We start from the raw sequence: 21077 nt of genomic DNA on the forward strand, positions 1-21077 counted from the left end.
CGGCTTAGCGGTCGACACGCGCCGACCCGCCGCCGACGAGCTTCTTGACCTCGTCCGCCGTGGCCATGGTGGTATCGCCGGGAGTGGTCATGGCCAGTGCGCCGTGAGCCGCACCATACTCGACCGCCAGCTTGGCGTCGTTGAATTCCATGAAGCCGTAAGCGAGGCCGCTGGCGAAGGAATCGCCGCCGCCGACGCGGTCGTAGATTTCCAGCTTCGGGCGGTGGGTTGCTTCGTGGAATTCGCCGGCATGCCAGCAGATGGCACCCCAATCGTTGATCGTCGCGCTGTGCACGTCGCGCAGGGTGGTGGCCACCACTTGGAAGTTCGGGAAGGTCTTCACGGCCTGCTCAATCATGGACTTGAAGCTGTCCACCTCCAAGCCGGTGATGTGCTCGCTCACGCCGGCAACCTCGAAGCCGAGGCTGGCGGTGAAGTCTTCCTCGTTGCCTATCATCACATCGACATACTTGGCGATCTCGCGGTTCACTTCCTGCGCCTTCGCTTGGCCGCCAATCGACTTCCACAGGCTCGGACGGTAGTTGAGGTCGTAGGCCACGATGGTGCCGTATTCCTTCGCTTTCTTGCAGGCTTCGATCGTGAGGGCCGCGGTGGTCTCGGAGAGGGCGGCGAAGATCCCGCCGGTGTGGAACCAGCGTGCGCCATACTTGCCGAAGACCTCGTCCCAGTCCACGTCGCCCGGCTTCATCTGGCTGGCGGCGGTGAGGCCGCGGTCGGGCGTGCCCTTTGCCCCGCGGATGCCGAAGCCCCGCTCGGTGAAATTCAAGCCGTTGCGGATCTGGCGGCCGATCCCGTCGAAGGGCTTCCACTGGATGAAGCGGGTGTCCACCCCGCCTTGCAGGATGAAGTCCTCGATCAGGCGACCGACGTCGTTTTCCGCGAAGGCGGTGACCACGGCGGCGCGCTTGCCGAAGCAGCGGCGCAGGCCTCGGGCCACGTTGTACTCGCCACCGCCTTCCCACGCCTGGAACTGGCGGGTGGTACGGACCCGGCCATCCCCGGGATCGAGGCGGAGCATGATTTCACCCAGTGAAATGATATCAAATTCGCAAGAAGCGGCGGTTCGGAGAGTTAAGGCCATGGGATGATCGGGAAAGTGAGGAAGAATGCTTTATTCGTCGGAGGGGATCACTCCGTTCGCGCAGGCAATCGGACCGCTTCCGGACAAGAAATTCAACAGGTTATCGAGAGACTTCTTTGCCTGGCGCGGGACGCTTTCAAAGGTGCGCGAGCCGATGTGCGCGGTCACGATCACCTTCGGGTGAGACAGCAGGGGGTGATCCGGCGGCGGCGGTTCTTCCTCCATCACGTCGGTGCCGTAGCCTTCGAGTTGGCCTGACTCCAGCGCTTCAAGAATCGCGGCGGAATCGGCGAGTTCGCCGCGGCCGGTGTTTACCACGTAGGAGCCTTTCGGCATGAGGGCCAAGCGCTCCCGGTTGATCAGATGGTGGGTATCCTTGGTCAGCTTGGTGTGGGGGCTGATGATATCCACGGCGGCGAAGAGCGACTCGACCGAATCATGCCGGATGACGCCATACCGGGCCGCGACATCTTCCGGCCAGAAGTTGCCGAAGCCGTGAATCTCCATGTCGAATCCATGGGCGCGGCGCGCCATTTCCTGACCGATCCGGCCCATTCCCACCAAGCCGATCCGCTTGCGCCAGAGTTCGTGACCGGTGATGCGCAACCACTTGCCCTGGCGGGTCGCGTTGACGGTTTCGACGAGGTTCTTCTGCATCGCCAAGAGCAGGCAGAAGGTGTGTTCCGCCACCGTGGTGTGATTCACGCCCGGGGTGAAAAGCACCGGAATACCGAATTCTTCGGTGGCGGGGATATCGATCTTATCCAGCCCGATCCCGTATTTCGAGATCACGCGCAGGCGGGGCAGGCTCTTCTCGATCACGGCCCGAGTAATGGCGTCGTCGCCGCAGAGAAAGGCATCGAACTCGCCCGCCAGTTCAAGCATGCGGGTCTCCGAAAGCGGGCCTCGCTCGCGGACAATTTCGAACCCTTGGCTTTCAAGTTGAGAGTGATGCGGGCCGGGTGTGTCTTGGAAACTACAGGTCGTGAGAAGAACGCGGGTGGTCATGAGTGACAAGAGGGGTTCTGAGAGGTCTTAATCTGTCATACAAGTCGGAAATTTGCTATTCCGTTTGAAGGGCTTCGGGACTTGATGGCGGGATGCGCCGATGGGGGCGGAAAGATGCTTGATGCACGGTTCATCTCAGCGGGACGGTTGGGAGTAAATGCGGTGAAGATGAAAAATTTGTGAAGGGTCAATCGGGGGTGGCAATCACTTATCCCCTGTGAAAGAAATGCCCTTGTAAGACGTTCCCAACCCTGTTGAAATCAAATCATGAAGGCGATAACTCCTCTCCGCCTAGTGAGCTTGCCTGTGCTAGCACTGGCGGCCCTGCCGAGCTGTAAACGAAACACCGATGCGCGGATGGATCCGCAGTGGTGGAAGCTCGAGGCTGACCGCGTGGAGCTGGTCCAGGAAATCAAGCTCCAGAAGTTGCGTCTCGGCGAGGAAGACAAGGTGCGCGAGTACGCCGCGCTGAAGTCGCGGGTCGCCAAGAACGACGCCGCCTTGGCAGAATTGCGTGGGAGCGCGGCGACCCTCCGCTCGGAGGTTGCGAATCTCGCTGCCGCTGCCTCCGCCGAGCGTGACAACTGGATTGCCAGCGTCCGCGCTTCCGCGGTGGGCAAGAACTTTGAAACTTTCTCCGGTTCCGGTGGCCGCACCTATGAGGATGTGACCATTACCCGGGTGACCGATGTCGGGATCGAGTTCCGGCACTCGCAAGGGTCGGCCCGCCTGTGGGCGACCGATCTGAGCCCGGAACTGCATGATGATTTCGGCCTCGATAGCTCCGCTGCCCTTGCCGCCCTCGAACAGGAAAAGGCCGCGGCCCGGGCCTACGAATCCTTCATCGAGGAGCGCATGGTGGTGGTGAATGCCGACCGTGAGAAGAAGCAGCTCGCCGCCGCGGAGCTTGAAACCGAGCGGATCACCGCTACGGCCAAGGCCCGCTCGGAGGCCTACTCCGCCCGACTCGCCGCCAAGGAGTCTTCCAATCCGCTCAGGGCGAGCGCTCGTGCGGTGGGTAGCCGCGGCTCCACGTGGTATTCCGGATACTCTCACCGTTACTCGCGTTATCCGCGGACTTACTACTACTACAACGGTGGTAGCAGCTGCTCGCCGTATCTGGGCAATCACGCCCGCGCCTTCGCTGTTTCGGTTTCGGGAGGCGGCTGCGGCTACAGCCCGCGCGTCACCCCGGTCTATAGCCCTACCGCCAATCGTACAAACTTTTTCCGTTAATGAAGCTCCCTGCCCACACCCAAGTGCTGCGCGCCTCGGCGTTGCTGCTCACCTGCCTTGCCATCAGCTCCTGCGGCGATGATCCGGAACTCGTCCGCAAGCGCGAGGAACAGAAGGCCGAAATTCGCCTGCTTGATGGCGAGCTGAAGATCCTCCAGGAAAAGATCGCCCAGCTTCCGCCGGACCGCACCACCGAGATTGCAAAGATGAAGCAGGATTCGGAGCTGCAGCAGGAGGAAATTTCCAAGCTTGAGCAGGAAGTGGTGTCTCTCCAGAAAGAGAAGGCTCAGATCGAGAAGGATCACGAGGCCTATCGCCGCAAGTACGTGGTCCGCTGATCCTGCGCTCCAACCTCCCCGCTATCCATGGGCTTTTCCGATCTTCTCACTAGCAGCCGCGGTCCCGGTGTCATCGGCACCTTGCTGGCTTTGCTTGTCCTCGTAGGCTTTGGCACTCTCTACATGTTCGTCTTCGACGAGGGCATGCAGGGCGGTGGCAAAAAGATCGAGGCGGTGATCCGCGATCAAGGCATGCTAATTGAGAGCAACAAGCAGCAGCTTGCCTCGTTCAAGAGCCAGATCGAGGAAGGCAAGCGCCTGAAGGAGCTTGAGCAGCAACTGACCCAACTTCAGGTCCGGACTGAACTCGGGGCCAAGCGCGTCACGGAAGCTACCGCCGAGCGCGATGCCGCTCAGGCTGCTGCCGACGAAGCCACTGCGAAGTGGGAAGAATACAAGGATGCCTACCGCCAGTCGGAGTGGGCGTCCGCGGAAGGTCAGGAAATCGGAGAGCTCAAGACTCTCTCGGGCCGGACCTTCGCCGGAGTGATCATCACCAAGGTTAGCCACATCGGGATCGAGATCACCGACCAGACCGGCAAGCGCCGGATCGACAGCGCCGACCTCCCCCTTGCGCTTCAAGACCGCTTCCAGTTTGACGAAAACAAGAAGAGCGACGCGGCCCAGCATGAGGATCGCACCTTCCAGAACCTCTCGGATAACGTAGAGATTGCGAATCTGGCCAAGAAGGGTCAGGACAAACTTGAGAAGGTCCGCGAGCTGACCGAGCTGAGCCAGAAGGCCCACGCCGGCATCCAGGACGCGAAGTCCGCCGAACCTTCGTTGCTCGGGCGCGTGGACCGCATCCGCGCGGAGTTGGCCGAAGAGCAAGCCAAGGCGGCGGATCGCGCCGGCCGCCGCTCGCAAGGCATCAATAAGACCCCTCAAATCAAAGAGGCACTGCGTTCCGCTGAGAGCAAAGTCTCCGCGAACCGCAACAATATCCGCACTTTCGAGCGGCAGATCACGACGAATAAGCGCGACATCACCATCCTCGAGCGCGAGGTGGAGACGATCAAAGCGGAAATCGTGAAGCTCAAGAAGGAGCTGGCGGAGAAGCAGCAGCAGCAAGCGGCCCCTGCCCAACCCTGATCGGGTTCCGGACCTCCAAGCCCGGAGCTTTGCCGAATGGCGGATCCGGGACGGGTAGATCCTATTTTATCTTATCGAAGCGGTCCCTTATCCGGGCGCCTTTCATTCATTGCGCCCTCTCTTCACACTGACTCCTCACTCCCATGGACCAGTTTACCAATAACGATAACTCGGGGATGGTTGGTTTCCTCGTAGGAATCATCATCCTCGTATTCGCCGGGATCTTCTTTTCCCTGCTTGCGGACAAGCGCTTCAGCTTTTCCAGCAACCGTATTTCCCTTGAGTCGACCATTCGCGACGAAAAGGTGGAACTCGACTCCCTCAAGTCGCGCTTGGAAACCGCTCGTGAACATTGGCGGAAGCATTGCGAGCCGCTGTCATCCCAAGGGGATTCCGTCAGCGAGGTGGCTGCGTCGCTCAGGGCCGATCAAGCCCGTGTTAAAGGCCTGCGCGAAGAAGTGACGGCGGCCAAGGCCGAGTTGGCGACGGTTGCGGAGGACTACGAGGAGTATCGCAGCCGTTACCGGCAGCAAGTGCGTGGCGCTGCCTCGGAAGAGCAGCTTGGTGAGTTGAAGTCCCGCACCGGCCGCACCTACACGAATGTGACGATTCGCAAGGTATCGGCCGCGGGTATCGAGATCCGGCACGATCAGGGGATCTCCCGCCTGTTGCCGGAGGAATTGGATCCGGCTTGGCATGAGCGCTTCCAGTGGACGCGGGATGAGGTCACGAAGACTCTTGAAGAGGAGAAGGCCCGGCAGGACCGCCATAACCGTTTCGTGGATCAGAAAAACGCCGCTTCTGCAGGGCCGGAAGAGAAGCCGCGCAAATCCAATTCGAAGCCGAAGAGGGCGAAGAAGGAGACGAAGGCGGACCCACGGCTTGCCGGCTTGCGGGAAGAAGTTCGCGAAACCCGTAGCCGCTACATGAGCGCTCAATCCGAAGCCTCGCGGGCCCGGAGCGAAGCATCCATGAATCGCGGCAAGTCGGTTCCCGGTAGCCTCGAAACTTGGTCGGAACGGGCCATCCGTATGGAGTCGGCCGCGGGAAGACTGCGCTCCCAATACATGGCCGCCCGCGGCAAGCTGGCGGCCATGGCTCCGACCGATTCGCTTCTCAGCGATGAGGACCGCTGAGGTCAGGCGAGCTTGAGGCGCTCGTCCGAGGCGAGCTTGGCAGTCAGCGTATCCCAGCCGGCGGGGGCTTGGAGGTTGAAGACATGCAGATAGAGCGACACGAGCTTCGGATCGTAGCTCGCCACCAAGGTGTCGACAGCGGCGTCGAGTTGGGCGGCATCGATCGTCTCCGGAAGATCGCCGGTCACGGAGCCCTTGCCGTCATGTTCGATGCCCATGGCATCGCAGAACTTCGCCAGCATCTCCTGATTTCCTGCCATGAACCATGCCTGCAGGAGGTGCTCCCCTATGGTGTCGGCTTGCTTGCCGCGAAGGGTCTTCAGCACCCAGGCGTATTGCTCGGGGAGCGGCTTCTTCTGGATGAATTCCAGGCGCAGCTTCTTGGTCTGGGCGAGCGTGGAAACGGCCGAGCGATAGACGTTCCGGTCGTGGTCGCGGAACCAGTTCAGCATCTGGGTGACCAAGGCGGGATCGACGGCGTTGTAGAGTTCGTGGGCTTTCACGGGCGGAAATCGGTTGGGCGCGACTCCAAGCGATGGAGCCGGAAATGCCAAACGCCAATTTCGCCCGCCCCGATAAATCCCTGCGGATGTGCCGGTAGCCATGGGAAAGCGCGGTCCTGTCTCCACTTGTCCCCCGTCGCGGTCCCCTTATCCTACACGAGATGAATTCCCAAACCGAGATGTGGAAGACCGTCCGCTGGGCCAGTGTCATCCTTGCCTTGCTGGCCTTGGCATGGTTGGGCTTGCGGGTCTTCGAGCGGGGCATGGGGAACACCGTGAACGGACTGGAGAAGGTGCTTGGGGCGATAACCAGCTCGAACACCCGCATCGTCGAGGGCAGGGCTGAGATCTCGCAGACGAGCCAGATCTCGGAATTGGCGCTGGTCGAGATGAAGATGTCGGCCACCCGGAGCTTCGAGAACGAATCCTATGTCCTGAAGTACCTTCCTGCCGGGACCAAGAAGCTGATCATCCGCGGCGAGTATCGGGTCACGGCTGGATACAAATTGGAGCCGGGTGTTTCGCTCCGGATGGAGAACGGGATGCCGGTGGCGCGTTTCCCGGATCCCGAGATTCTCAGCGTGGAGCTCCTCGACTTCCAGCAGCTCAGCGAAAAGGACGGGTGGATGAACCAGATCACCTCGCAGGATCGCGAGCAGTTGATCAAGGAACTCAATATTCAAATGCGGCAGGAAGCGCGACGGAGCGGCGTGCTTGAGATCGTGGAGTCCAGCCTCCACACCCGGCTACGGGACTTGCTGGGCGCGGGCGAGGTGAAGGTCGAGCGGGCTCCCAAGGAGAAGGGGAACCCGCCCTCGCATTGAGTGCCGGCGTGAAACCTTGCTTCACCTAGGAAGCCACTTGTCGAGAGTGGCGAGGTCTTGCTTCATCGCCTCCAAGGTATTGGCAACGCGGTCCTCGCCGCTGCCTCCCACGTACTCGATGTGGAGGGAGAACGGCGTATCCGCCGGGAGAACCTCTTTCACCACGGCAGCGGATGTGGGGCCGACACAGCCTTCCCCGAGGGGACAGGGGTTCCAACTCCGGCCTTCAAGTTTGTAGTCTTTGAAGTAGATGGCGACGACATGTGACGCAGCCCGGCGCAGGTTCAGCTCCCAAGCGTTCGCGCCTTCGACCGTGGCGTGGGCGAAGTCGAAGGCGATGCCGAGCTGGGCAGGGTCGATATCTTCAAGCGCGGAGATGAGATCCCAGAGCGGCGAGCCCACGCGGTTGTTGCCGCGGTGGTTCTGGAACTGCCCTTGGACGCCGAGCTCCTTGTTCATCGCGGCGAGGTCCTTGAGCTTGGCGCGGACTTCCGCCAACTGCGGGGCGATGGGCTTCTTGAAATTGTATTCGTAGGGACCAAGACGGTAGTGCTTGATGCCTTGGGCGAGCGCGGTGCGGAGAAGGGTCTCGCTCTCTTTGTCCACCCGCACGATGTCGGTGGTGAGAATGCCGACCTTCAGCTTCTCCTTTGCGAGCGCGGCGACAAACTCGGGGAGCTTGTCGGCAGCCTGTGCCGGTTCGATGTGGCCGCCTTTGCGGATCGGAGCTTCCAAGCCATCGGCACCCAAGGTGGCGATTTTGGCAGCGAGTTGGTCGAAGGGGACTTGCTCTAGGAACTTGGTGAAAACGAGGCGCGGGCGCGTGGTCGTCGCGGGAGAATCTTGCGCGGTGGAGATCGCGGCGGAAGCGGCCGCGAGGGTAGAGAGTTCGAGGAAGTGACGGCGCTGCATGATGGGACAGGTTGAAGGGCGGACCTGCCGTGGCAATGCGGAAGTGGGGATTGGGAAAGCCGGACGATTCTTCTACTGGCGGGACGATCCGGAATGGTGAAGATGAAATCTTGGACTCCCCCGTGATTGCTCCCATGAAGCCGCCGGTGCTCGGCGTGAGAGAGGGTCTGCGCTCGATTCCCGAGGCGCTCCGGATCTTGTTACGCCGCCCAGCGATCCTGCTATGGCTGGTCCCGCCCCTTCTGATCGCCCTGCTGCTGGACCTATTGGCGTTCTACTTCGCCTTCGGATGGATGCGTGCGGGGATCCGCTCGCTGGTATCGGAGCAGGGATACAGCGCGTGGCTGGTGAAGGTGCTGGATGTCTCCGGTGCGATCGCGGTGGTCCTGCTGCTGGGGTGGAGTTTCGCTTGGCTCTTTCTAGCCCTTTCGAATCCCTTCCAAGACTTCATCTCCGCGGCGGTGGAGCGGGAGCGGAAGGGCGGCCAGGTTCAGGACTCGGCCGGGTTCCGGGGCCTTGTCTCGGGTCTTCTCAAGGGCGGGGTGCAGGCGGTGGTGTTGACGTTGCTGACGGTGCCGGTGTTGCTCCTCGGCTTCATTCCGCTGATGGGGCCGGTGATTGTGTTCAGCTGGAGCTCTTTCGTGATGGGGTTCTCGTTTGTCACGATCCCGATGCGCCGCTTGCGCGAGCGGGTGGCACTGGCCCGGCGCGAGCGTGCTGCGGTGATGGGACTGGGAATGGTGATCTCCGTCGGAGCGCTGGTGCCGCTTCTGAATGTGCTATGCCTACCGGTGTTTGTCGTGGCGGGGACCGTTCTCTTCCTGAAGGCAGAGGAACGCCGCTAGGCCGTCTAACAGACGGTCCGCGGCGAGGCATGTCTTATTCCGTCACGGATAGGAGATAAGCCCGGCGCTGTTCGGCGAAGCTGCGGAGCGGCATGGCTCCGTGGCCGCGGCCGGTGTCGCCTTCTTCCGCAGCGGGCTGATCGGCTGTTAGCTTCTCGAACTCGCCATTGCGCGAGAGCGTGCGGGTGTCGGCGTTGATCTCGTCTGCCGCCCGCTTGCGGTAATGCTCCACCACGGGGCCGAGCTTGGACCAGTCGAGGTCTTCCTGGGCGATGGTGCGGACCTTCGCAAGATAGCGGCTGCGGAGCGATGGAACGGCGAGAAGCTTCGAGCGCAGGGGCTTTCCAGCATCGTCGAGACCGGTGAGAGGATCGAGCTTGAGGCCTTCGCCATTCTTCCGATTGCCCTGCTGCGGGGGCTGCCCCTCGCGGGGCGCTTGTTGCGCAGTATCATCTCGCGGTGCCTGATCACGGCCTCCACGGCGTCCGCCGCCGAATCCCGGAGGGCCACCCCCAGCCGGGCGGAAGGCTTCATTCATGTCACCCGGGATCAGGTGGAACTTCCCCTCGCGGTCGCGGTAGAGGCTGTAGTCGCTGGCCCGGACCCAATAGCCGTCTCCATTGATCAGCGCGCAATCAAGGGCGAGGAACCAGAGCGTCCTCTCGATATCGAGCAGGGGTTTGAGCGCGGCTTCGAGTTGGTCGGCGGGCGTCTCGGAGAGCGTCTTGCAGAGCTTTACGAGAGACTTCCAATCCTCGTCGTCACCGCTCTTCATTTCGTAGCGCTGCTTGTATTCGGCCAGATCTTCTCCGGCATATTCCAGCCCGCCGCGGCCGTTCGGAGAGCCGCGGACTTTCCAGCGGGCACCCTTGGAGGTGCGGTAGTTCTCCTGCAGGAAGTCCTTGTTGAACTGCTGCTGGTTCACATAGACGCCCCAGTTCTCGCCGTTGATCACGACGCGGACGAGGTTCACCTTCGGTGCGGGGATGTGCTTGCGCGCGATGTGCGAGTAGAGGACCGCGCTGAGGAAGCTGCCGTCGCCGTGGGAGTTGAGCAGATTGAGAGTCTTGTAACCGTTGATCCGCTGCTTCGGGTCGGTGAAGTCCAAGGCGAGATTCAGGGAGCGCTTCCTCCCTGCGGATACCATCATGTAGCTGGACATTCCGCGGAAGTGGACACCGACCCCGGAGTAGCTCTTGCCATCGGCGGTGAGGGTGGCGGGAATCTCGACGTCCGTACCGTGAAACGCTTCGAGCTCGGCCTCCCAGTCCTGGTTCTCGAAATCGAGGAAAAGGGTCCGGATCGAATCCTGGGTGTAGAGATCGGAGGAGTGGGATGCCGGAACTTCGCCAGGGCTAATGTGCTTGCCGGGTGATACGGGGGTTTCCTCTTCGCGCGAACCGAATCCGCCGGGGCCGCCTCCACGTGGGCCTCCCGGACCGGGCCCCCGGGGGCCACCTCGTTGCGGGGCGGGATTCGCCTTCAGGAACTCGCGGGCGGCGGCGCGCTCGGCTTTGTCGAGACGCTCGTCGGCATTCTGGTCGAACTGGGCGAGGAGCTTGCGCTCGGCCTGCACCGGTGGTCCACCGGGAAAGGGGCCGGGCTGGGGTTCTTGGGCGAGAGCAGAAAGCGAGAGAAGAAGAACGGGGAGGGCGGATACGGGTAGGATGTTCATGGAGACAACGGAGGTTGCCTCGGAGGACGGAAGCTGGAGGTAGAACGCGGGAATACGGGAAAAGTTTCGGGGAAAGAAAGATACCGATCTCAAAAGAAGAAGCCCGGAACCTTGCGGTTCCGGGCTTCTGGAGAAACAGGATCTTGGGATAGCTTCAGTGCTCGCGGCAGAATTGCTCGAAGCGGGTAAGGCCTTCGTTCAGCACGTCCAGCGTGGTGCAGTAGCTGAGGCGGATACCCTCGTCGTAGCCGAAGGCGATGCCGGGAACGGCGGCCACCTTGTAGCGGCTGAGAAGCTTGTCGGTGAGGTTCATCGACTTCAGGCCGAGCTGGCCGGTGTAGACGAAGAAGTAGAAGGCGCCCTTCGGCTCGACGACGCGGATGTTGTTGATGCCGCGGAGACGGGCGAAGACGAATTGGCGCTTCACATCGTACTCGTCGCGCAGGTCGCTGATGAAGGTCTGGTCACCCTGCAGCGCGGCGAGGGCGCCGTACTGGGCGAAGGTGGTGGCGTTCGAAACCGTGTGGTTCTGGATCTTGTCGATCGCTTCGGCCAAGGCCTTCGGCGCCGCGGTGTAGCCGAGACGCCAGCCGGTCATGGAGTAGGCCTTCGAGAAGCCGTTCACCGTGATCGTCAGGTCGTAGAGCTCCTGGCTCAGCGAGGCGATGGAGACGTGCTTGTTGTCGCCGTAGATGAGCTTCTCGTAGATCTCGTCGGACAGGATCACGATGTCCTCGGAGAGGGCAACCTCACCGATATCGCGGAGTTCCTGCTCGGTGTAGACGGCACCGGTGGGGTTCGAGGGCGAGTTGAGGATGACCATCTTGGTCGCCGGGGTCATGGCGGCCTCGAACTGTTCGGCGGTCATCTTCCAGCCGTTGGACTCCTTGGTCTCGACTAGCACGGGCTTGCCGCCGGCGAGCTTCACCATCTCCGGGTAGCTGACCCAGTAAGGGGTCGGGATGATCACTTCATCGCCTTCCTCGACCACCGCGAGGATCGCGTTGAAGCAGGCCATCTTGGCACCGGAGGTCACGCAGATCTGCTTGGGATCGTAGGCGAGGTTGTTATCGCCGATCAGCTTCGCGGCGAGGGCTTCGCGGAGTTCCGGGATACCGCCGGAAGGCGTGTACTTGGTCTTGCCCGACTGCATGGCCGCGATGGCGGCGTCCTTGATGAACTGCGGGGTATCCACTTCCGGTTCGCCACCGGCCAGTCCGTAGACTTCTTCGCCCTTGGCGAGCATGGCCTTGGCCTGATTGGTGACCGCGAGAGTGAGCGAGGGAGTGACCTCTTGGATTCGGGATGAAATGCTGTCCATGATGGCGCGCGGGATGGTGGTTCACGTCCCTCCGGGGGCGGAGCAACGGTGATGTCGCGCAGCCCCCGTGGAGCGGGGGGCTTTTCTGACGGGCGGGCGGGCCCGGCGCAAGTGAAATGCTGTGGGTCAATCGTCAGAAGTCATTGGCCATCGGGGAAAGGCATTTGTTGTAGCTCCTTCCCGATGACTCATGACCAATGACTGGCGACCGCAGCCAATCAGGCGGTCAGGTCGTTCATCCAGGCGCCGCGGGCGGTGATCCACCTGCCCTTGCGGATGACCTCCGGGAAGCCGAGGCCGTGACTGGCGGCGGCGGTGAAGACATCCCAAGCCTGATCGGCCAGAATGCCGGAGAGGACGATATCGCCGCCGGGCCTGAGGGTTTTGGTGATCACCGGGAATGCCTGGATGAGGACGGTGGAGAAGATGTTCGCCAGGACGACATCGTATTTCTTCCGCGGCTTCCAAGTGAGGATGTCGAGCTCTTTGGTCTCGATCCCCGGGGTGCCATTGCGCTCGAAATTCCGCTCCGCCACTTTGACGGCGAAGGGGTCGTGATCGCAGGCGAAGGTGTCTCCCGCGCCCAGTTTCCTAGCGGCGATGGCGAGCAGGCCGCTACCCGTGCCAAGATCGGCGCAGCTCCAACCCGCGCCGCGGGTCTTCGCGATATCGACCAGAATGCGCAGGCAGGTTGAGGTGGTGGCGTGGTCCCCGGTGCCGAAGGCCATCTCGGGCGGAATGCTGATCAGCTCGCGACCGGGGAAGTCCTTCGCCAGTTGCTTGAGGTCCTTGGCCGCGGAGGCTTGGGTTACGATGAAAGCATTCCGCACTTTGAGCGGCGGAGGGATCTCCGGAGAGGCGTTTTTCCAATCCGACGAGAGCTTGCGGACGGTGCCTCCGAATTGCTTGGCGATCGCATCGCCTTCGGCCTTGGTGGCGCAGAAGACTTCGACACGAAGGGAGCGGCCGCCCTTCAGGACATGGAGGACGAAATTGGGATTGCCGTGGAAACGGTCCTCCCAGGCATCAAGCCACTTGGAGGCGGAGAGCTTGGACCAGACGAACATCGGGAGTTTTTTAGAAGCCGGGTTTCAAACTCCAAGGTCCAAATTGAGAGCAGGAACGCAAAGAGCCCGCGGCTGATAAAAACCGCGGGCTCGGGTGCACAAACCATTCCGTGAAACATCACGAATAGCCGGGAAAATGAGGGTGCCCGCGGCCCTCCCAAACCGCAGGCACCAATGCGTTTCCGCATTTGATTCACTATTGCGCACATCTTTGATGCGCGCAAATTCAGGAAGGTAAGGGAATCTACTTAGGTTTTGCGCGATTCGGAAACCGTTTCACTGTGGATCGCTGGAATGCATTCCGCATGATCAAGGGCCGATGCGTGTCGGATTCGTGCAGAAATCAATAGCCCCTGCGAGGGGGGCTGTGCCGCGATTTTGCGTAAGCGATTGGGAATCGGTGCCTCTTCTCTGGTGGCACAAAAACCGTTAGAGAAGAAGGGCGGGCATACCCGCAACCCGACACCCCCTAGGATCTAACAAAAGCCCTAGGAATGAAGTTCAGTTTAGCCGAGATCGCCACCATTCTGGCCGCCCTCCAGTTCTATCGGGAAGCAGGCTACGGGAATCACGACATGTATCGCTGGCTTTCGCAGCGAATCCTACGGATCGCCAGCCGGTCCCATACCTTGGAGCCTCTCGATGAGGAGAAAATCGATGCGCTGATGGCCAGGCTGGCAGAAGAGGAAGAAAATCCGTCGGCCTGATCCGGACACGAAAAAGCCCACCGAAGTGGGCCAATCGATTGGAAAATGGAGCGGGCGATGAGATTCGAACTCACGACATCCATCTTGGCAAGGTGGGTTTTAACGCCCTTTTCGTGTCATGAAACCCTTGATTCAAGGGGTTTTCTCCGGTTTTGAGTTCCGTTAGGGCGACAATTCGGGCGCAATTCGGGCACCCCCAGTGGCAATTTTGGCCCGATTATCAACTCGTGGTAGACCTTGTTACGCTTGCGACCCGGCCGATTCTCAATGCCGTTAGCACGACCAACCGAACGCATCGGAAGACCGGCAAAAATCTGGCGGCATTCAGGGCTGTCGTCGACGGTGAGCAACCAAGAACCCTGCAGCAGTTCCAAGGCTGCACGAAGCTCGAGCATCTCTTCGGGAAACCAGGCTGAATAGTTAGTATCGGATGCTCTAATGTATGGAGGATCCACAAAGAAGAAAGTACTGGGTCCGTCGTACTTGGCAAAAACCTTCCTCCAATCGAGGTTCTCGATATTTACCCGATCAAGTCGTTGGGAAACCGCTGAAACGTTCTCGGAAAGGCTTAGGAGGCTGACATTCCCGCCGCCGCCGCCTGCGATTTTCGAAATGCCGTAGGAGTCACCTAGGCCGCCAAAGGACCAGCGGTTGATCAGGAGAAATCGAGCCGCGCGCTGAATCTCCGTCAGGCCGTGGGAAGCCATGAAGCTCCGGAAGAGTTCGCGACTGCTAGGCACGAGGGCAATCTCGTTGCGGAGTTCGGCGGGATGCCACTTGACCTGTCGGTATAGGTTCACGAGTTCACCGTTGATGTCGTTATAGACCTCGAGCTTTGACCGCTCCTTGGCGAACAGCATTGCCCCGCCTCCTCCAAAGACCTCCGCATAGCAAACATGCGACGGGATGAGAGGAAGCAGGTGTTTCAGCAGTCGGCGCTTGCCGCCTGCCCATGAGACGAGTGGTTTTGGATGACGAAGCATTTCGTCCTATGATGTTCACAAGAACAGTTAGCAAGTCTAACCCCATCGCGCGGTCTTCTTGGAATGGCACGAATGGCAGAGCGGTTGATGGTTCGTTGGGTCATACATCGCGCCTCCCATGCGCACTGGTCGGATGTGATCGGTGTGCCCTGCTGGTGCGACAGTTCCCGCGGGGCCGAAGGACACAACAACCTCGGTGCCGCCCTGCCATGTTCTCACGTGATCGCAATAGCAGATCGGGTGAGCTACGAGGTAGCGACGGCTGTAGGCATGCCAAGACCTATCGTATGTCCTTGTATCTCTAAGGCTTCGGAATGTCTTGGCCTTGCTTATCTTACGGGTAAATCGAGCGTTTCGCATGAAAGCTAGTTAAGATAAGTTAGAAACTAAGGTATCCACGGGGGGAGGGGATCAAATCTCTGGCACAGGCCATCCGGAAGAGCGCGCCCAAGGTGTTTTTATCGCTCTGTCAATTTTAAGGGGGGTGGGGTCAACGCGACCAAAGTGCGGTCAACCTGTTTTTTTCTGAAGATTCCACCCGGCAAATTGGGGCCGATGAGGCCGCCGGAGCGGCCCGGATGCCATGGGATTGCGCGGAGTAAAGCCAAAGGAAAACATGCTGGCCCTAACAGGCCTGCTCGCTCCTTTGTGCACCGAGCCTCCCGACCTCAAAGGGGGTATCGACGCCGAGCTGGAATACGAGCGGATCGCGAAAGAGCTCGCGAAGCTCGGCCACCTCACGGACCTGAACCGGCAGTGCCTGATCAACTATTGCGAGGCATGGGAGCTTGCGCAGGTCGCGCTGAAGGAACTGGCGGATGACGGGGTCACGCTGGTCAATGCGGAGAGCGGCAACCGCTACATGCATCCGGCAATGACGGTGTGGTCGATGGCCCGGGCGACGATGGAGAAGGAAGCGAAGAACCTCGGCATGACCCCGGCATCCCTGCAGTCGATCAAGAACGTGAAGATCCCCTCCAGTGCCAAGAAGCAAGAAGACGGCCCCAGCGCCTTCCTCACCTAGGCGCAAGCCAAAGGCCAAGGCGGGAAGCAAGGGCACGTCGTCAATCGATCACGTGGCGGTGACCTATGCGCGCGAGGTGGCGAGCGGGAAGCGGTTGGCGTGCCGGTGGGTGATCTTGGCTTGCGAGCGGTTTCTGCGGGACCTCAAGCGGAAGGACATCCGCTTCGATGTGGTGGAGGCCGACCGGGCCATCGCGTTCATCGAGTCTTTCCGGCGCTACAAGGGGCAGTGGGCGGGGCAGCGGATGACGCTGGAGCCGTGGCAGAAGTTCGTGATCGGCAACATCTTCGGGTGGAAGTGGGTGGAGAGCGGGCTGCGGCGGTTCAAGTATGCGCATATCGAGGTGCCGCGGAAGAACGGCAAGACGCTGCTGGCGGCGGGGATCTCGCTGTATCTGCTCTGCGCGGACCGGGAGGGCGGGGCGGAGGTTTACAACGCGGCGACGAAGAAGGACCAGGCGATGATCCTGCACCGGGATGCGCGGGTCCTGATCGAGAAGTCGAAGGACCCGGATTTCCGGGCGGCCTTCGATATCCGGAAGAACCCGCCGATCATCGAATACGGGGCGGCGGATTCGTTCATGAAGCCCCTCGGCCGCGATACCGAGGGCGACACGACGGACGGCCTCAACCCGCACGGGGTGATTGCCGACGAGACGCATGCCTGGACCACACCGGGGTTCTGGAACGTGCTCAACTCGGCGCTCGGGGCGCGGTCGCAGCCGTTGTTCCTGATGATCACCACCGCGGGCCACAATATGGACTCGGTGGGGCGCTCGCACTCGCTGATCGTGCAGCGGATCCTGAAGGGCGAGGACGGCGGCGAGGGGGACGATTACTTCGGGATCATCTTCACGATCGAAGAGGGCGACAACATCGACGACCAGGTGACCTGGGCGAAGGCCAACCCGCTTTACGGGGTCACGGTCGACGAGAAGAAGTTCCGCTCGCAGCTCGCGCTGGCGAAGGCCGATCCGGCGATCAACCGGGAGCTCAAGACCAAATGGCTGAACATCTGGATCAACCAGGCATCGCTATGGCTGGACTCCGACAAGTGGGCGGGGGCGGTCGATTTGGAGTTCGAGCGGGAGCGGCTGCAGGGGATGCGGTGCTATGGCGGGCTAGACTTGGCGATCACGCGGGACCTGTCCTCGCTGGTGTGGGTGTTCCCGCCGCAGGAGGGGCTGGAGCGCTGGACTCTGCTGGCGAAGTTCTGGTGTCCGGCGGCGGACATCATCACGCGCTCGAAGCGGGACAAGGTGCCCTATCAGACCTGGGCGGAGAAGGGGTTCATCGTGCCGACGCCGGGGGAGGTGATGGACTTCGGATACATCAAGAAGCAGATCGAGGATGACAGCCGGCTCTTCGACGTGAGGGCGGTGGGCTACGACAAGACCTATGCTGCCTCGATCGTGAATCCGCTGATCGAGGAAGGGGTGAACATGCTGTCGTTCTCGCAGGGGATACTGACGATCTCGCCGTATGCCAAGGAGCTGGAGCGGCTGGTGATCGAGGGCTCGAAGCTGAATCACTTCGGGCATCCGGTGCTGGCGTGGAATGCCGGCAACGTGGTGGTGCACATGGACGCGAACGGCAACATCAAGCCGGACAAGAAGAAGTCGGAGGAGCGGATCGACGGGATCATTGCGGCGATCATGGGGCTGGGGGTGGCAATCGAGACGGAGTATGATGGCTCGCTGGCGGGGGAGTGGGATTGCACCATTCTATGATCCTCTGACCCCCTCGTTAATCGTAGCCCAATGCGAGTTATGTATGAGGGATCACTTAGGCGCCTGTACCGCCGGACCGGTCAGGCGGGGGCGGGGGCGGGGTCTCGCCTCGAGGAAGGGATGGCTGTTTTGGACCAAGCCGCCGTGCGGGCTCTAATGGCGGTACACTAAGCGTTGCACGGATTAAATTAATCTCCTTTAATCCTCCATTGTCATGAAAGTAATGGTTAACGAAAACGCAGTCTGACGGGGGGGCAGAATTGCCGATAAGGTTGAGCTTGAGCTGATGTAGGCTGCGAGCTTTGCTGAAAATGGACTTAAGCTTGTCTAAGCTCATGGAGTGGTGTTTGATCAAGTGCTCGATTAGCTGATACGAGTTGAGTTTGTCTTTTAAGTCCTGCTGATCCAATTTTGCCTTGCTTTGCGTTATGATCTTCTCCGCTTCTGTTGGGGAGACCTCCCGAATTATGTTTTCGGAGTAATCTTTAAGCGTCTCGGCGACGTTCTTGAGGCTCGAAAGTTGTGCTTGGAGCGTCTGCAGTGTCTTTTCTTTTGATCTCTTCGATAAAAAGTCGCCAAAAAGACCTGCCCACTGTGCTTTTAGCCATGAAGTAATGTCTTCAAGGTTTTCGAAATCCTTGGTAAGGTTGTTGCGCTCTCGTGCGTATATGAAGTCGAGGAGTCTGAAGATGTTGACGCTGTCGACATGGGCGTAACGGATGGTTTTATTGTCTCGATTCTCCTTGTAGGTTAAATACTCGGCCGCCACTCCCTTCTCAACGAAAATATACACCGGAATATCTTCATCGAGTGCAGTTTCTAGCTCCTTTTGCGTGATGGAATTATAGTGCTGATAATGGCGCTCTAGCTCGTTGTCATTCAATATAATCTTGAGCTCTGAGGTTGCGGAGCCGTACCGACCGCCGATGATCAAAACAAGAATGTGAGAGCTTCCAATTTCTTTGTAGCATGAGGCATCGAGCGGTAAATCATGCGAGAATGGAATGTCACCACTCTCAAATAAAATACTGTCGTATCCAAGCTCGGAAATGAACAGCTCAATGCCCTTTCTAATGTGGCGGAGATCGTAGTATGTTGAGCTGACAAAAATTCGTGGAGTTGCCATTGGAAGTGGGGGGAGACTATGAGATGACTTGAGTTTCGCAAGCTTCGGCAGCTCCTGAACGGGCCGAAAGCCGAGCCGGTCTAATGGTCGGGTCATGGTTTGCCCCGCAAGTTTGTGACGTGATTCGCCGGATTCTTGCTGCTGCCCATGCTTTCTCGGCTTCTGCCAATACGCCGGCGGTGCCGGTGGAGGGTGGGGGTGGGGTAGTTGGGGGTGGGACTTTGGATGTCACGGCGCCGATCTCGGATTGGCGGCGGTTGTGGGGGGATGGGGATGGGGGGACTTCGTCGGCGGACCGGTTGGCGGCGGTGTACGGGTGCGTGTCGGTGATCGCGTCGTCGATCGCGGCGATGCCGTTGCAGCTCTATCGTTCCAACGGGGACAAGCGGGAGCGGGAGAGGAAGCACCGGTTGGCGGGGTTCCTGGGGGATGCGCCGAACGAGGCGATGACCTGGACGCAGCTGCGGGAGGCCTTGCTCTACACGATGATCCTGCGCGGCAATGCTCATGCGCGGTGCTTCTGGTCGGGCGGGTTCGTGCGGGAGATGTTCCCGCTGCCGCTGGGGACGGTGACTTCGAAGATCACGGACTTGCGGCGGGTGGTCTACGAGGTCGGCACGAATCCGTGGAAGGTGCCGGCGGGGCATTTCTCCAAGCCGGATGTGGCGCACTTCAAGGCGCTGTCGGCGGACGGGATCGACGGGATCAACCCGATCCGGCATTGCCGCCTATCCACGGCGGCGGCGGCGGCCTTGGCGACCTACGGCAAGAGCTCGGCTGAGGATGGGCAGCCGATCCGCGGGATCATCACGGCGCAGACTACGTTCAAAAACCACGACCAGGCGAAGGATGTGCGGAAGCGCTGGAGCGAGGCGTGGCGCGGGGCGCAGAACGGCGACGGGGTGGCAATCTTCGAGGGCGGGGACATGAAGTTCCACCAGGTGACGATGAGCATGCGCGACGCGCAGTTCATCGAGAGCATGAGCTTCTCGGTGGAGGAGATCTGCCGGATCTTCAACGTGCCGCCGCACAAGGTGCAGAAGCTCGACCGGGCGACCTTCAACAACATCGAGCACCTCTCGCGCGAGTTCTACATGGCGACACTGGTACCGTGGATCACGCGGGTCGAGGCGACGCTCAACCAGTGCTTGCTGACGAAGGGGGATCGGGATGCGGGGTTCTACCTGCGGCACAATGCGGACGGGCTGTTGCGGGGTGATCTGCAGAGCCGTTCGGAGGCGATGGCGAAGCAGATTTCATCGGGACTGATGACGCCGAACGAAGGGCGGGCGCTAGAGGACCGGGCGCCGCTGGACGGGGGCGACCGGTTGCTGTTCTCCACGAATCATGTGCCGCTGGAGATGCTGGGGAGGCATGAGAGTAGCGAGGAGCGAGTAGCAGGTAGCGAGGGTGAACAGCCGAAGAAGGAAACCAAAGAGAAGCTATGAAACGACCGATTTTGATTGAGAACGAGGAGCTGTTCGCGGTGCTGGATGAGCGGCGGATGACGCCGGCGATGAAGGCACGGCGGCCGGAGGCGGTGTTGCCGGAGATCACGAACCTGAGCGTTGGCGTGAAGGGGAAGAAGAAGGCGGCGACGATGTTCCTGTATGATGCGGTGTCGTTCTGGACCGGGAACGATGCGCGGAGCTTCCAGCGGAAGCTGGCGGAGACGGATGCGGAGGAGATTCACCTGCACATCAACTCGCCGGGCGGGTCGGTGTTCGAGGGGGTGGCGATCTACAACCTGCTGGCCGGGCATGAGGCGGAGGTGATCGTCCACATTGACGGGCTGGCGGCCTCGATCGCGTCGGTGATCGCGCTGGCGGGCGACACGATCCACATTGCGGAAAACGGGATGGTGATGATCCACAACCCGAGCGTGGTGGCATGGGGAGACTCGACGGTGATGCGGAAGCAGGCGGAGATCCTGGACAAGATCCGGGATGCGATCCTGAACACGTACGAAACGCGGACGCGGATGGGTCGGGAGGATCTCTCCGCGGCGATGGAGGCGGAGACCTGGTATTCGGCGGACGAGGCGATCACGGCGGGGTTCGCGATGCACAAGACGAGTGCGAGGGAGGAGACGGCGTTGTGGGTGCCGGGGGACTTTGAAGGTCTTCCCGCGGCGGCGATGATGTTGGGGAGGAGGGAGGGGGACTACCGCGAAGACGCAGAGGTCGCGGAGGAACGCGGAGGGGTAGAAGAGGCGACCGCGGATGGCGCGGATGAGAGAGGTAATTTGGAGGATGTGGCGGGGGCTGCTGACTTCATTGCACGCATGAAGCTGGCCCATGGACTCTGAGGTGATGGAGCTGATGCGAGATTTGGTCGATGCCTTGCGAGATCACTCGGATGCGCTGCGGGAGCATGCGGCGGCGCTGCGGAATGAGGCGGGAGTGGAAGGAGAAGAGACGCTGTGAGGTGACTTCATCCGCCCGGGGAC

22 protein-coding genes are annotated in these 21077 nt (G+C 60.7%); 12 read left to right on the forward strand and 10 right to left on the reverse strand.

Annotated elements, in window-relative coordinates; all coding sequences use genetic code 11:
* Positions 1–4: 4 nt before the first annotated feature.
* Both OJ996_RS24455 and OJ996_RS24460 read right to left on the reverse strand, forming a co-directional pair.
* Entirely contained in the window at positions 5–1102 is a 1098-nt protein-coding gene (locus tag OJ996_RS24455) for a sugar kinase (protein WP_264516358.1), read from the reverse strand.
* A gap of 30 nt (positions 1103–1132) precedes the next feature.
* A complete protein-coding gene (locus tag OJ996_RS24460) occupies positions 1133–2110 on the reverse strand; it encodes a phosphoglycerate dehydrogenase (protein ID WP_264516359.1) in 978 nt (325 codons plus the stop codon).
* Between the two features lie 294 nt (positions 2111–2404).
* Between OJ996_RS24460 and OJ996_RS24465 the strand changes: the two genes are divergently transcribed.
* The 4 genes from OJ996_RS24465 to OJ996_RS24480 all read left to right on the forward strand — a co-directional run bounded on the left by OJ996_RS24465 (position 2405) and on the right by OJ996_RS24480 (position 5912).
* Positions 2405–3346, forward strand: a complete 942-nt coding sequence (locus OJ996_RS24465; RefSeq protein ID WP_264516361.1) for a hypothetical protein — start codon at positions 2405–2407, stop codon at positions 3344–3346.
* On the forward strand, positions 3346–3684 hold the full coding sequence (locus OJ996_RS24470) for a hypothetical protein (protein ID WP_264516362.1): 339 nt from the start codon (positions 3346–3348) through the stop codon (positions 3682–3684). Before OJ996_RS24465 ends, OJ996_RS24470 begins: the two co-directional genes overlap by 1 nt.
* 27 nt (positions 3685–3711) lie before the next feature.
* Entirely contained in the window at positions 3712–4776 is a 1065-nt protein-coding gene (locus OJ996_RS24475; protein ID WP_264516363.1) for a hypothetical protein, read from the forward strand.
* Between the two features lie 143 nt (positions 4777–4919).
* A complete protein-coding gene (locus OJ996_RS24480) occupies positions 4920–5912 on the forward strand; it encodes a coiled-coil domain-containing protein (protein ID WP_264516364.1) in 993 nt (330 codons plus the stop codon).
* A 2-nt stretch (positions 5913–5914) separates the two neighbouring features.
* Here the strand turns inward: OJ996_RS24480 and OJ996_RS24485 are convergent, their stop codons facing one another.
* Positions 5915–6415 carry a hypothetical protein gene (locus OJ996_RS24485; RefSeq protein ID WP_264516365.1) on the reverse strand — a complete coding sequence of 167 codons (501 nt, stop codon included), beginning with the start codon at positions 6413–6415 and terminating at the stop codon, positions 5915–5917.
* Between the two features lie 161 nt (positions 6416–6576).
* On the opposite strand from OJ996_RS24485, the gene OJ996_RS24490 reads away from it, so the two are divergent.
* On the forward strand, positions 6577–7239 hold the full coding sequence (locus OJ996_RS24490) for a DUF4230 domain-containing protein (RefSeq protein WP_264516367.1): 663 nt from the start codon (positions 6577–6579) through the stop codon (positions 7237–7239).
* A 21-nt stretch (positions 7240–7260) separates the two neighbouring features.
* On the opposite strand, the gene OJ996_RS24495 is transcribed toward OJ996_RS24490, so the two are convergent.
* Positions 7261–8151 (reverse strand): sugar phosphate isomerase/epimerase family protein, encoded by an 891-nt coding sequence (locus OJ996_RS24495; protein WP_264516368.1) that lies wholly within the window; start codon positions 8149–8151, stop codon positions 7261–7263.
* A gap of 134 nt (positions 8152–8285) precedes the next feature.
* Between OJ996_RS24495 and OJ996_RS24500 the strand changes: the two genes are divergently transcribed.
* Positions 8286–8996 (forward strand): EI24 domain-containing protein, encoded by a 711-nt coding sequence (locus tag OJ996_RS24500; protein WP_264516370.1) that lies wholly within the window; start codon positions 8286–8288, stop codon positions 8994–8996.
* A gap of 34 nt (positions 8997–9030) precedes the next feature.
* On the opposite strand, the gene OJ996_RS24505 is transcribed toward OJ996_RS24500, so the two are convergent.
* The 3 genes from OJ996_RS24505 to OJ996_RS24515 all read right to left on the reverse strand — a co-directional run bounded on the left by OJ996_RS24505 (position 9031) and on the right by OJ996_RS24515 (position 13059).
* Complete coding sequence (locus tag OJ996_RS24505; protein ID WP_264516371.1) at positions 9031–10671, reverse strand: CotH kinase family protein; 1641 nt, start codon at positions 10669–10671, stop codon at positions 9031–9033.
* 154 nt (positions 10672–10825) lie between these two features.
* A complete protein-coding gene (locus OJ996_RS24510) occupies positions 10826–11992 on the reverse strand; it encodes a pyridoxal phosphate-dependent aminotransferase (protein ID WP_264516372.1) in 1167 nt (388 codons plus the stop codon).
* Positions 11993–12210: 218 nt separating this feature from the next.
* The gene (locus tag OJ996_RS24515) at positions 12211–13059 is read right to left on the reverse strand and encodes a 50S ribosomal protein L11 methyltransferase (RefSeq protein WP_264516373.1); all 849 of its coding nucleotides are present in this window, start codon (positions 13057–13059) and stop codon (positions 12211–12213) included.
* Positions 13060–13553: 494 nt separating this feature from the next.
* On the opposite strand from OJ996_RS24515, the gene OJ996_RS24520 reads away from it, so the two are divergent.
* Complete coding sequence (locus OJ996_RS24520; protein WP_264516375.1) at positions 13554–13766, forward strand: hypothetical protein; 213 nt, start codon at positions 13554–13556, stop codon at positions 13764–13766.
* Between the two features lie 116 nt (positions 13767–13882).
* Here the strand turns inward: OJ996_RS24520 and OJ996_RS24525 are convergent, their stop codons facing one another.
* Together OJ996_RS24525 and OJ996_RS26490 are read right to left on the reverse strand one after the other, a co-directional pair.
* Complete coding sequence (locus OJ996_RS24525) at positions 13883–14749, reverse strand: DNA adenine methylase (protein WP_264516377.1); 867 nt, start codon at positions 14747–14749, stop codon at positions 13883–13885.
* 36 nt (positions 14750–14785) lie between these two features.
* On the reverse strand, positions 14786–15109 hold the full coding sequence (locus OJ996_RS26490) for an HNH endonuclease signature motif containing protein (RefSeq protein WP_345783809.1): 324 nt from the start codon (positions 15107–15109) through the stop codon (positions 14786–14788).
* A 256-nt stretch (positions 15110–15365) separates the two neighbouring features.
* Between OJ996_RS26490 and OJ996_RS24530 the strand changes: the two genes are divergently transcribed.
* Positions 15366–15773 carry a phage terminase small subunit P27 family gene (locus OJ996_RS24530; protein WP_264516378.1) on the forward strand — a complete coding sequence of 136 codons (408 nt, stop codon included), beginning with the start codon at positions 15366–15368 and terminating at the stop codon, positions 15771–15773.
* Positions 15774–15825: 52 nt separating this feature from the next.
* Positions 15826–17502, forward strand: coding sequence for a terminase large subunit (locus OJ996_RS24535; RefSeq protein WP_264516379.1), 1677 nt, complete (start codon positions 15826–15828; stop codon positions 17500–17502).
* A gap of 55 nt (positions 17503–17557) precedes the next feature.
* On the opposite strand, the gene OJ996_RS24540 is transcribed toward OJ996_RS24535, so the two are convergent.
* On the reverse strand, positions 17558–18628 hold the full coding sequence (locus OJ996_RS24540) for a DUF4062 domain-containing protein (RefSeq protein WP_264516381.1): 1071 nt from the start codon (positions 18626–18628) through the stop codon (positions 17558–17560).
* An 83-nt stretch (positions 18629–18711) separates the two neighbouring features.
* On the opposite strand from OJ996_RS24540, the gene OJ996_RS24545 reads away from it, so the two are divergent.
* Genes OJ996_RS24545 through OJ996_RS24555 form a run of 3 tightly spaced genes read left to right on the forward strand, consistent with a single transcriptional unit; the run spans position 18712 to position 21054 of the window.
* Positions 18712–20076, forward strand: coding sequence for a phage portal protein (locus OJ996_RS24545; RefSeq protein ID WP_264516382.1), 1365 nt, complete (start codon positions 18712–18714; stop codon positions 20074–20076).
* On the forward strand, positions 20073–20936 hold the full coding sequence (locus OJ996_RS24550) for a head maturation protease, ClpP-related (protein WP_264516383.1): 864 nt from the start codon (positions 20073–20075) through the stop codon (positions 20934–20936). The genes OJ996_RS24545 and OJ996_RS24550 overlap by 4 nt, the downstream gene beginning before the upstream one ends.
* A complete protein-coding gene (locus OJ996_RS24555; RefSeq protein WP_264516384.1) occupies positions 20926–21054 on the forward strand; it encodes a hypothetical protein in 129 nt (42 codons plus the stop codon). The genes OJ996_RS24550 and OJ996_RS24555 overlap by 11 nt, the downstream gene beginning before the upstream one ends.
* Positions 21055–21077 lie beyond the last annotated feature (23 nt).

It is taken from the genome of Luteolibacter rhizosphaerae, from assembly GCF_025950095.1.
GTDB lineage: Bacteria > Verrucomicrobiota > Verrucomicrobiia > Verrucomicrobiales > Akkermansiaceae > Haloferula > Haloferula rhizosphaerae.

What these genes read in the sequence shown, in the direction of transcription:
- OJ996_RS24455 (WP_264516358.1), bottom strand. Translation starts at nt 1,102, where the DNA reads ATGGCCTTAACTCTCCGAACCGCCGCTTCTTGCGAATTTGATATCATT.
- OJ996_RS24460 (WP_264516359.1), bottom strand. Translation starts at nt 2,110, where the DNA reads ATGACCACCCGCGTTCTTCTCACGACCTGTAGTTTCCAAGACACACCC.
- OJ996_RS24470 (WP_264516362.1), top strand. Translation starts at nt 3,346, where the DNA reads ATGAAGCTCCCTGCCCACACCCAAGTGCTGCGCGCCTCGGCGTTGCTG.
- OJ996_RS24475 (WP_264516363.1), top strand. Translation starts at nt 3,712, where the DNA reads ATGGGCTTTTCCGATCTTCTCACTAGCAGCCGCGGTCCCGGTGTCATC.
- OJ996_RS24480 (WP_264516364.1), top strand. Translation starts at nt 4,920, where the DNA reads ATGGACCAGTTTACCAATAACGATAACTCGGGGATGGTTGGTTTCCTC.
- OJ996_RS24490 (WP_264516367.1), top strand. Translation starts at nt 6,577, where the DNA reads ATGAATTCCCAAACCGAGATGTGGAAGACCGTCCGCTGGGCCAGTGTC.
- OJ996_RS24495 (WP_264516368.1), bottom strand. Translation starts at nt 8,151, where the DNA reads ATGCAGCGCCGTCACTTCCTCGAACTCTCTACCCTCGCGGCCGCTTCC.
- OJ996_RS24500 (WP_264516370.1), top strand. Translation starts at nt 8,286, where the DNA reads ATGAAGCCGCCGGTGCTCGGCGTGAGAGAGGGTCTGCGCTCGATTCCC.
- OJ996_RS24505 (WP_264516371.1), bottom strand. Translation starts at nt 10,671, where the DNA reads ATGAACATCCTACCCGTATCCGCCCTCCCCGTTCTTCTTCTCTCGCTT.
- OJ996_RS24510 (WP_264516372.1), bottom strand. Translation starts at nt 11,992, where the DNA reads ATGGACAGCATTTCATCCCGAATCCAAGAGGTCACTCCCTCGCTCACT.
- OJ996_RS24515 (WP_264516373.1), bottom strand. Translation starts at nt 13,059, where the DNA reads ATGTTCGTCTGGTCCAAGCTCTCCGCCTCCAAGTGGCTTGATGCCTGG.
- OJ996_RS24520 (WP_264516375.1), top strand. Translation starts at nt 13,554, where the DNA reads ATGAAGTTCAGTTTAGCCGAGATCGCCACCATTCTGGCCGCCCTCCAG.
- OJ996_RS24525 (WP_264516377.1), bottom strand. Translation starts at nt 14,749, where the DNA reads ATGCTTCGTCATCCAAAACCACTCGTCTCATGGGCAGGCGGCAAGCGC.
- OJ996_RS26490 (WP_345783809.1), bottom strand. Translation starts at nt 15,109, where the DNA reads ATGCGAAACGCTCGATTTACCCGTAAGATAAGCAAGGCCAAGACATTC.
- OJ996_RS24530 (WP_264516378.1), top strand. Translation starts at nt 15,366, where the DNA reads ATGCTGGCCCTAACAGGCCTGCTCGCTCCTTTGTGCACCGAGCCTCCC.
- OJ996_RS24540 (WP_264516381.1), bottom strand. Translation starts at nt 18,628, where the DNA reads ATGGCAACTCCACGAATTTTTGTCAGCTCAACATACTACGATCTCCGC.
- OJ996_RS24545 (WP_264516382.1), top strand. Translation starts at nt 18,712, where the DNA reads ATGGTCGGGTCATGGTTTGCCCCGCAAGTTTGTGACGTGATTCGCCGG.
- OJ996_RS24550 (WP_264516383.1), top strand. Translation starts at nt 20,073, where the DNA reads ATGAAACGACCGATTTTGATTGAGAACGAGGAGCTGTTCGCGGTGCTG.
- OJ996_RS24555 (WP_264516384.1), top strand. Translation starts at nt 20,926, where the DNA reads ATGGACTCTGAGGTGATGGAGCTGATGCGAGATTTGGTCGATGCCTTG.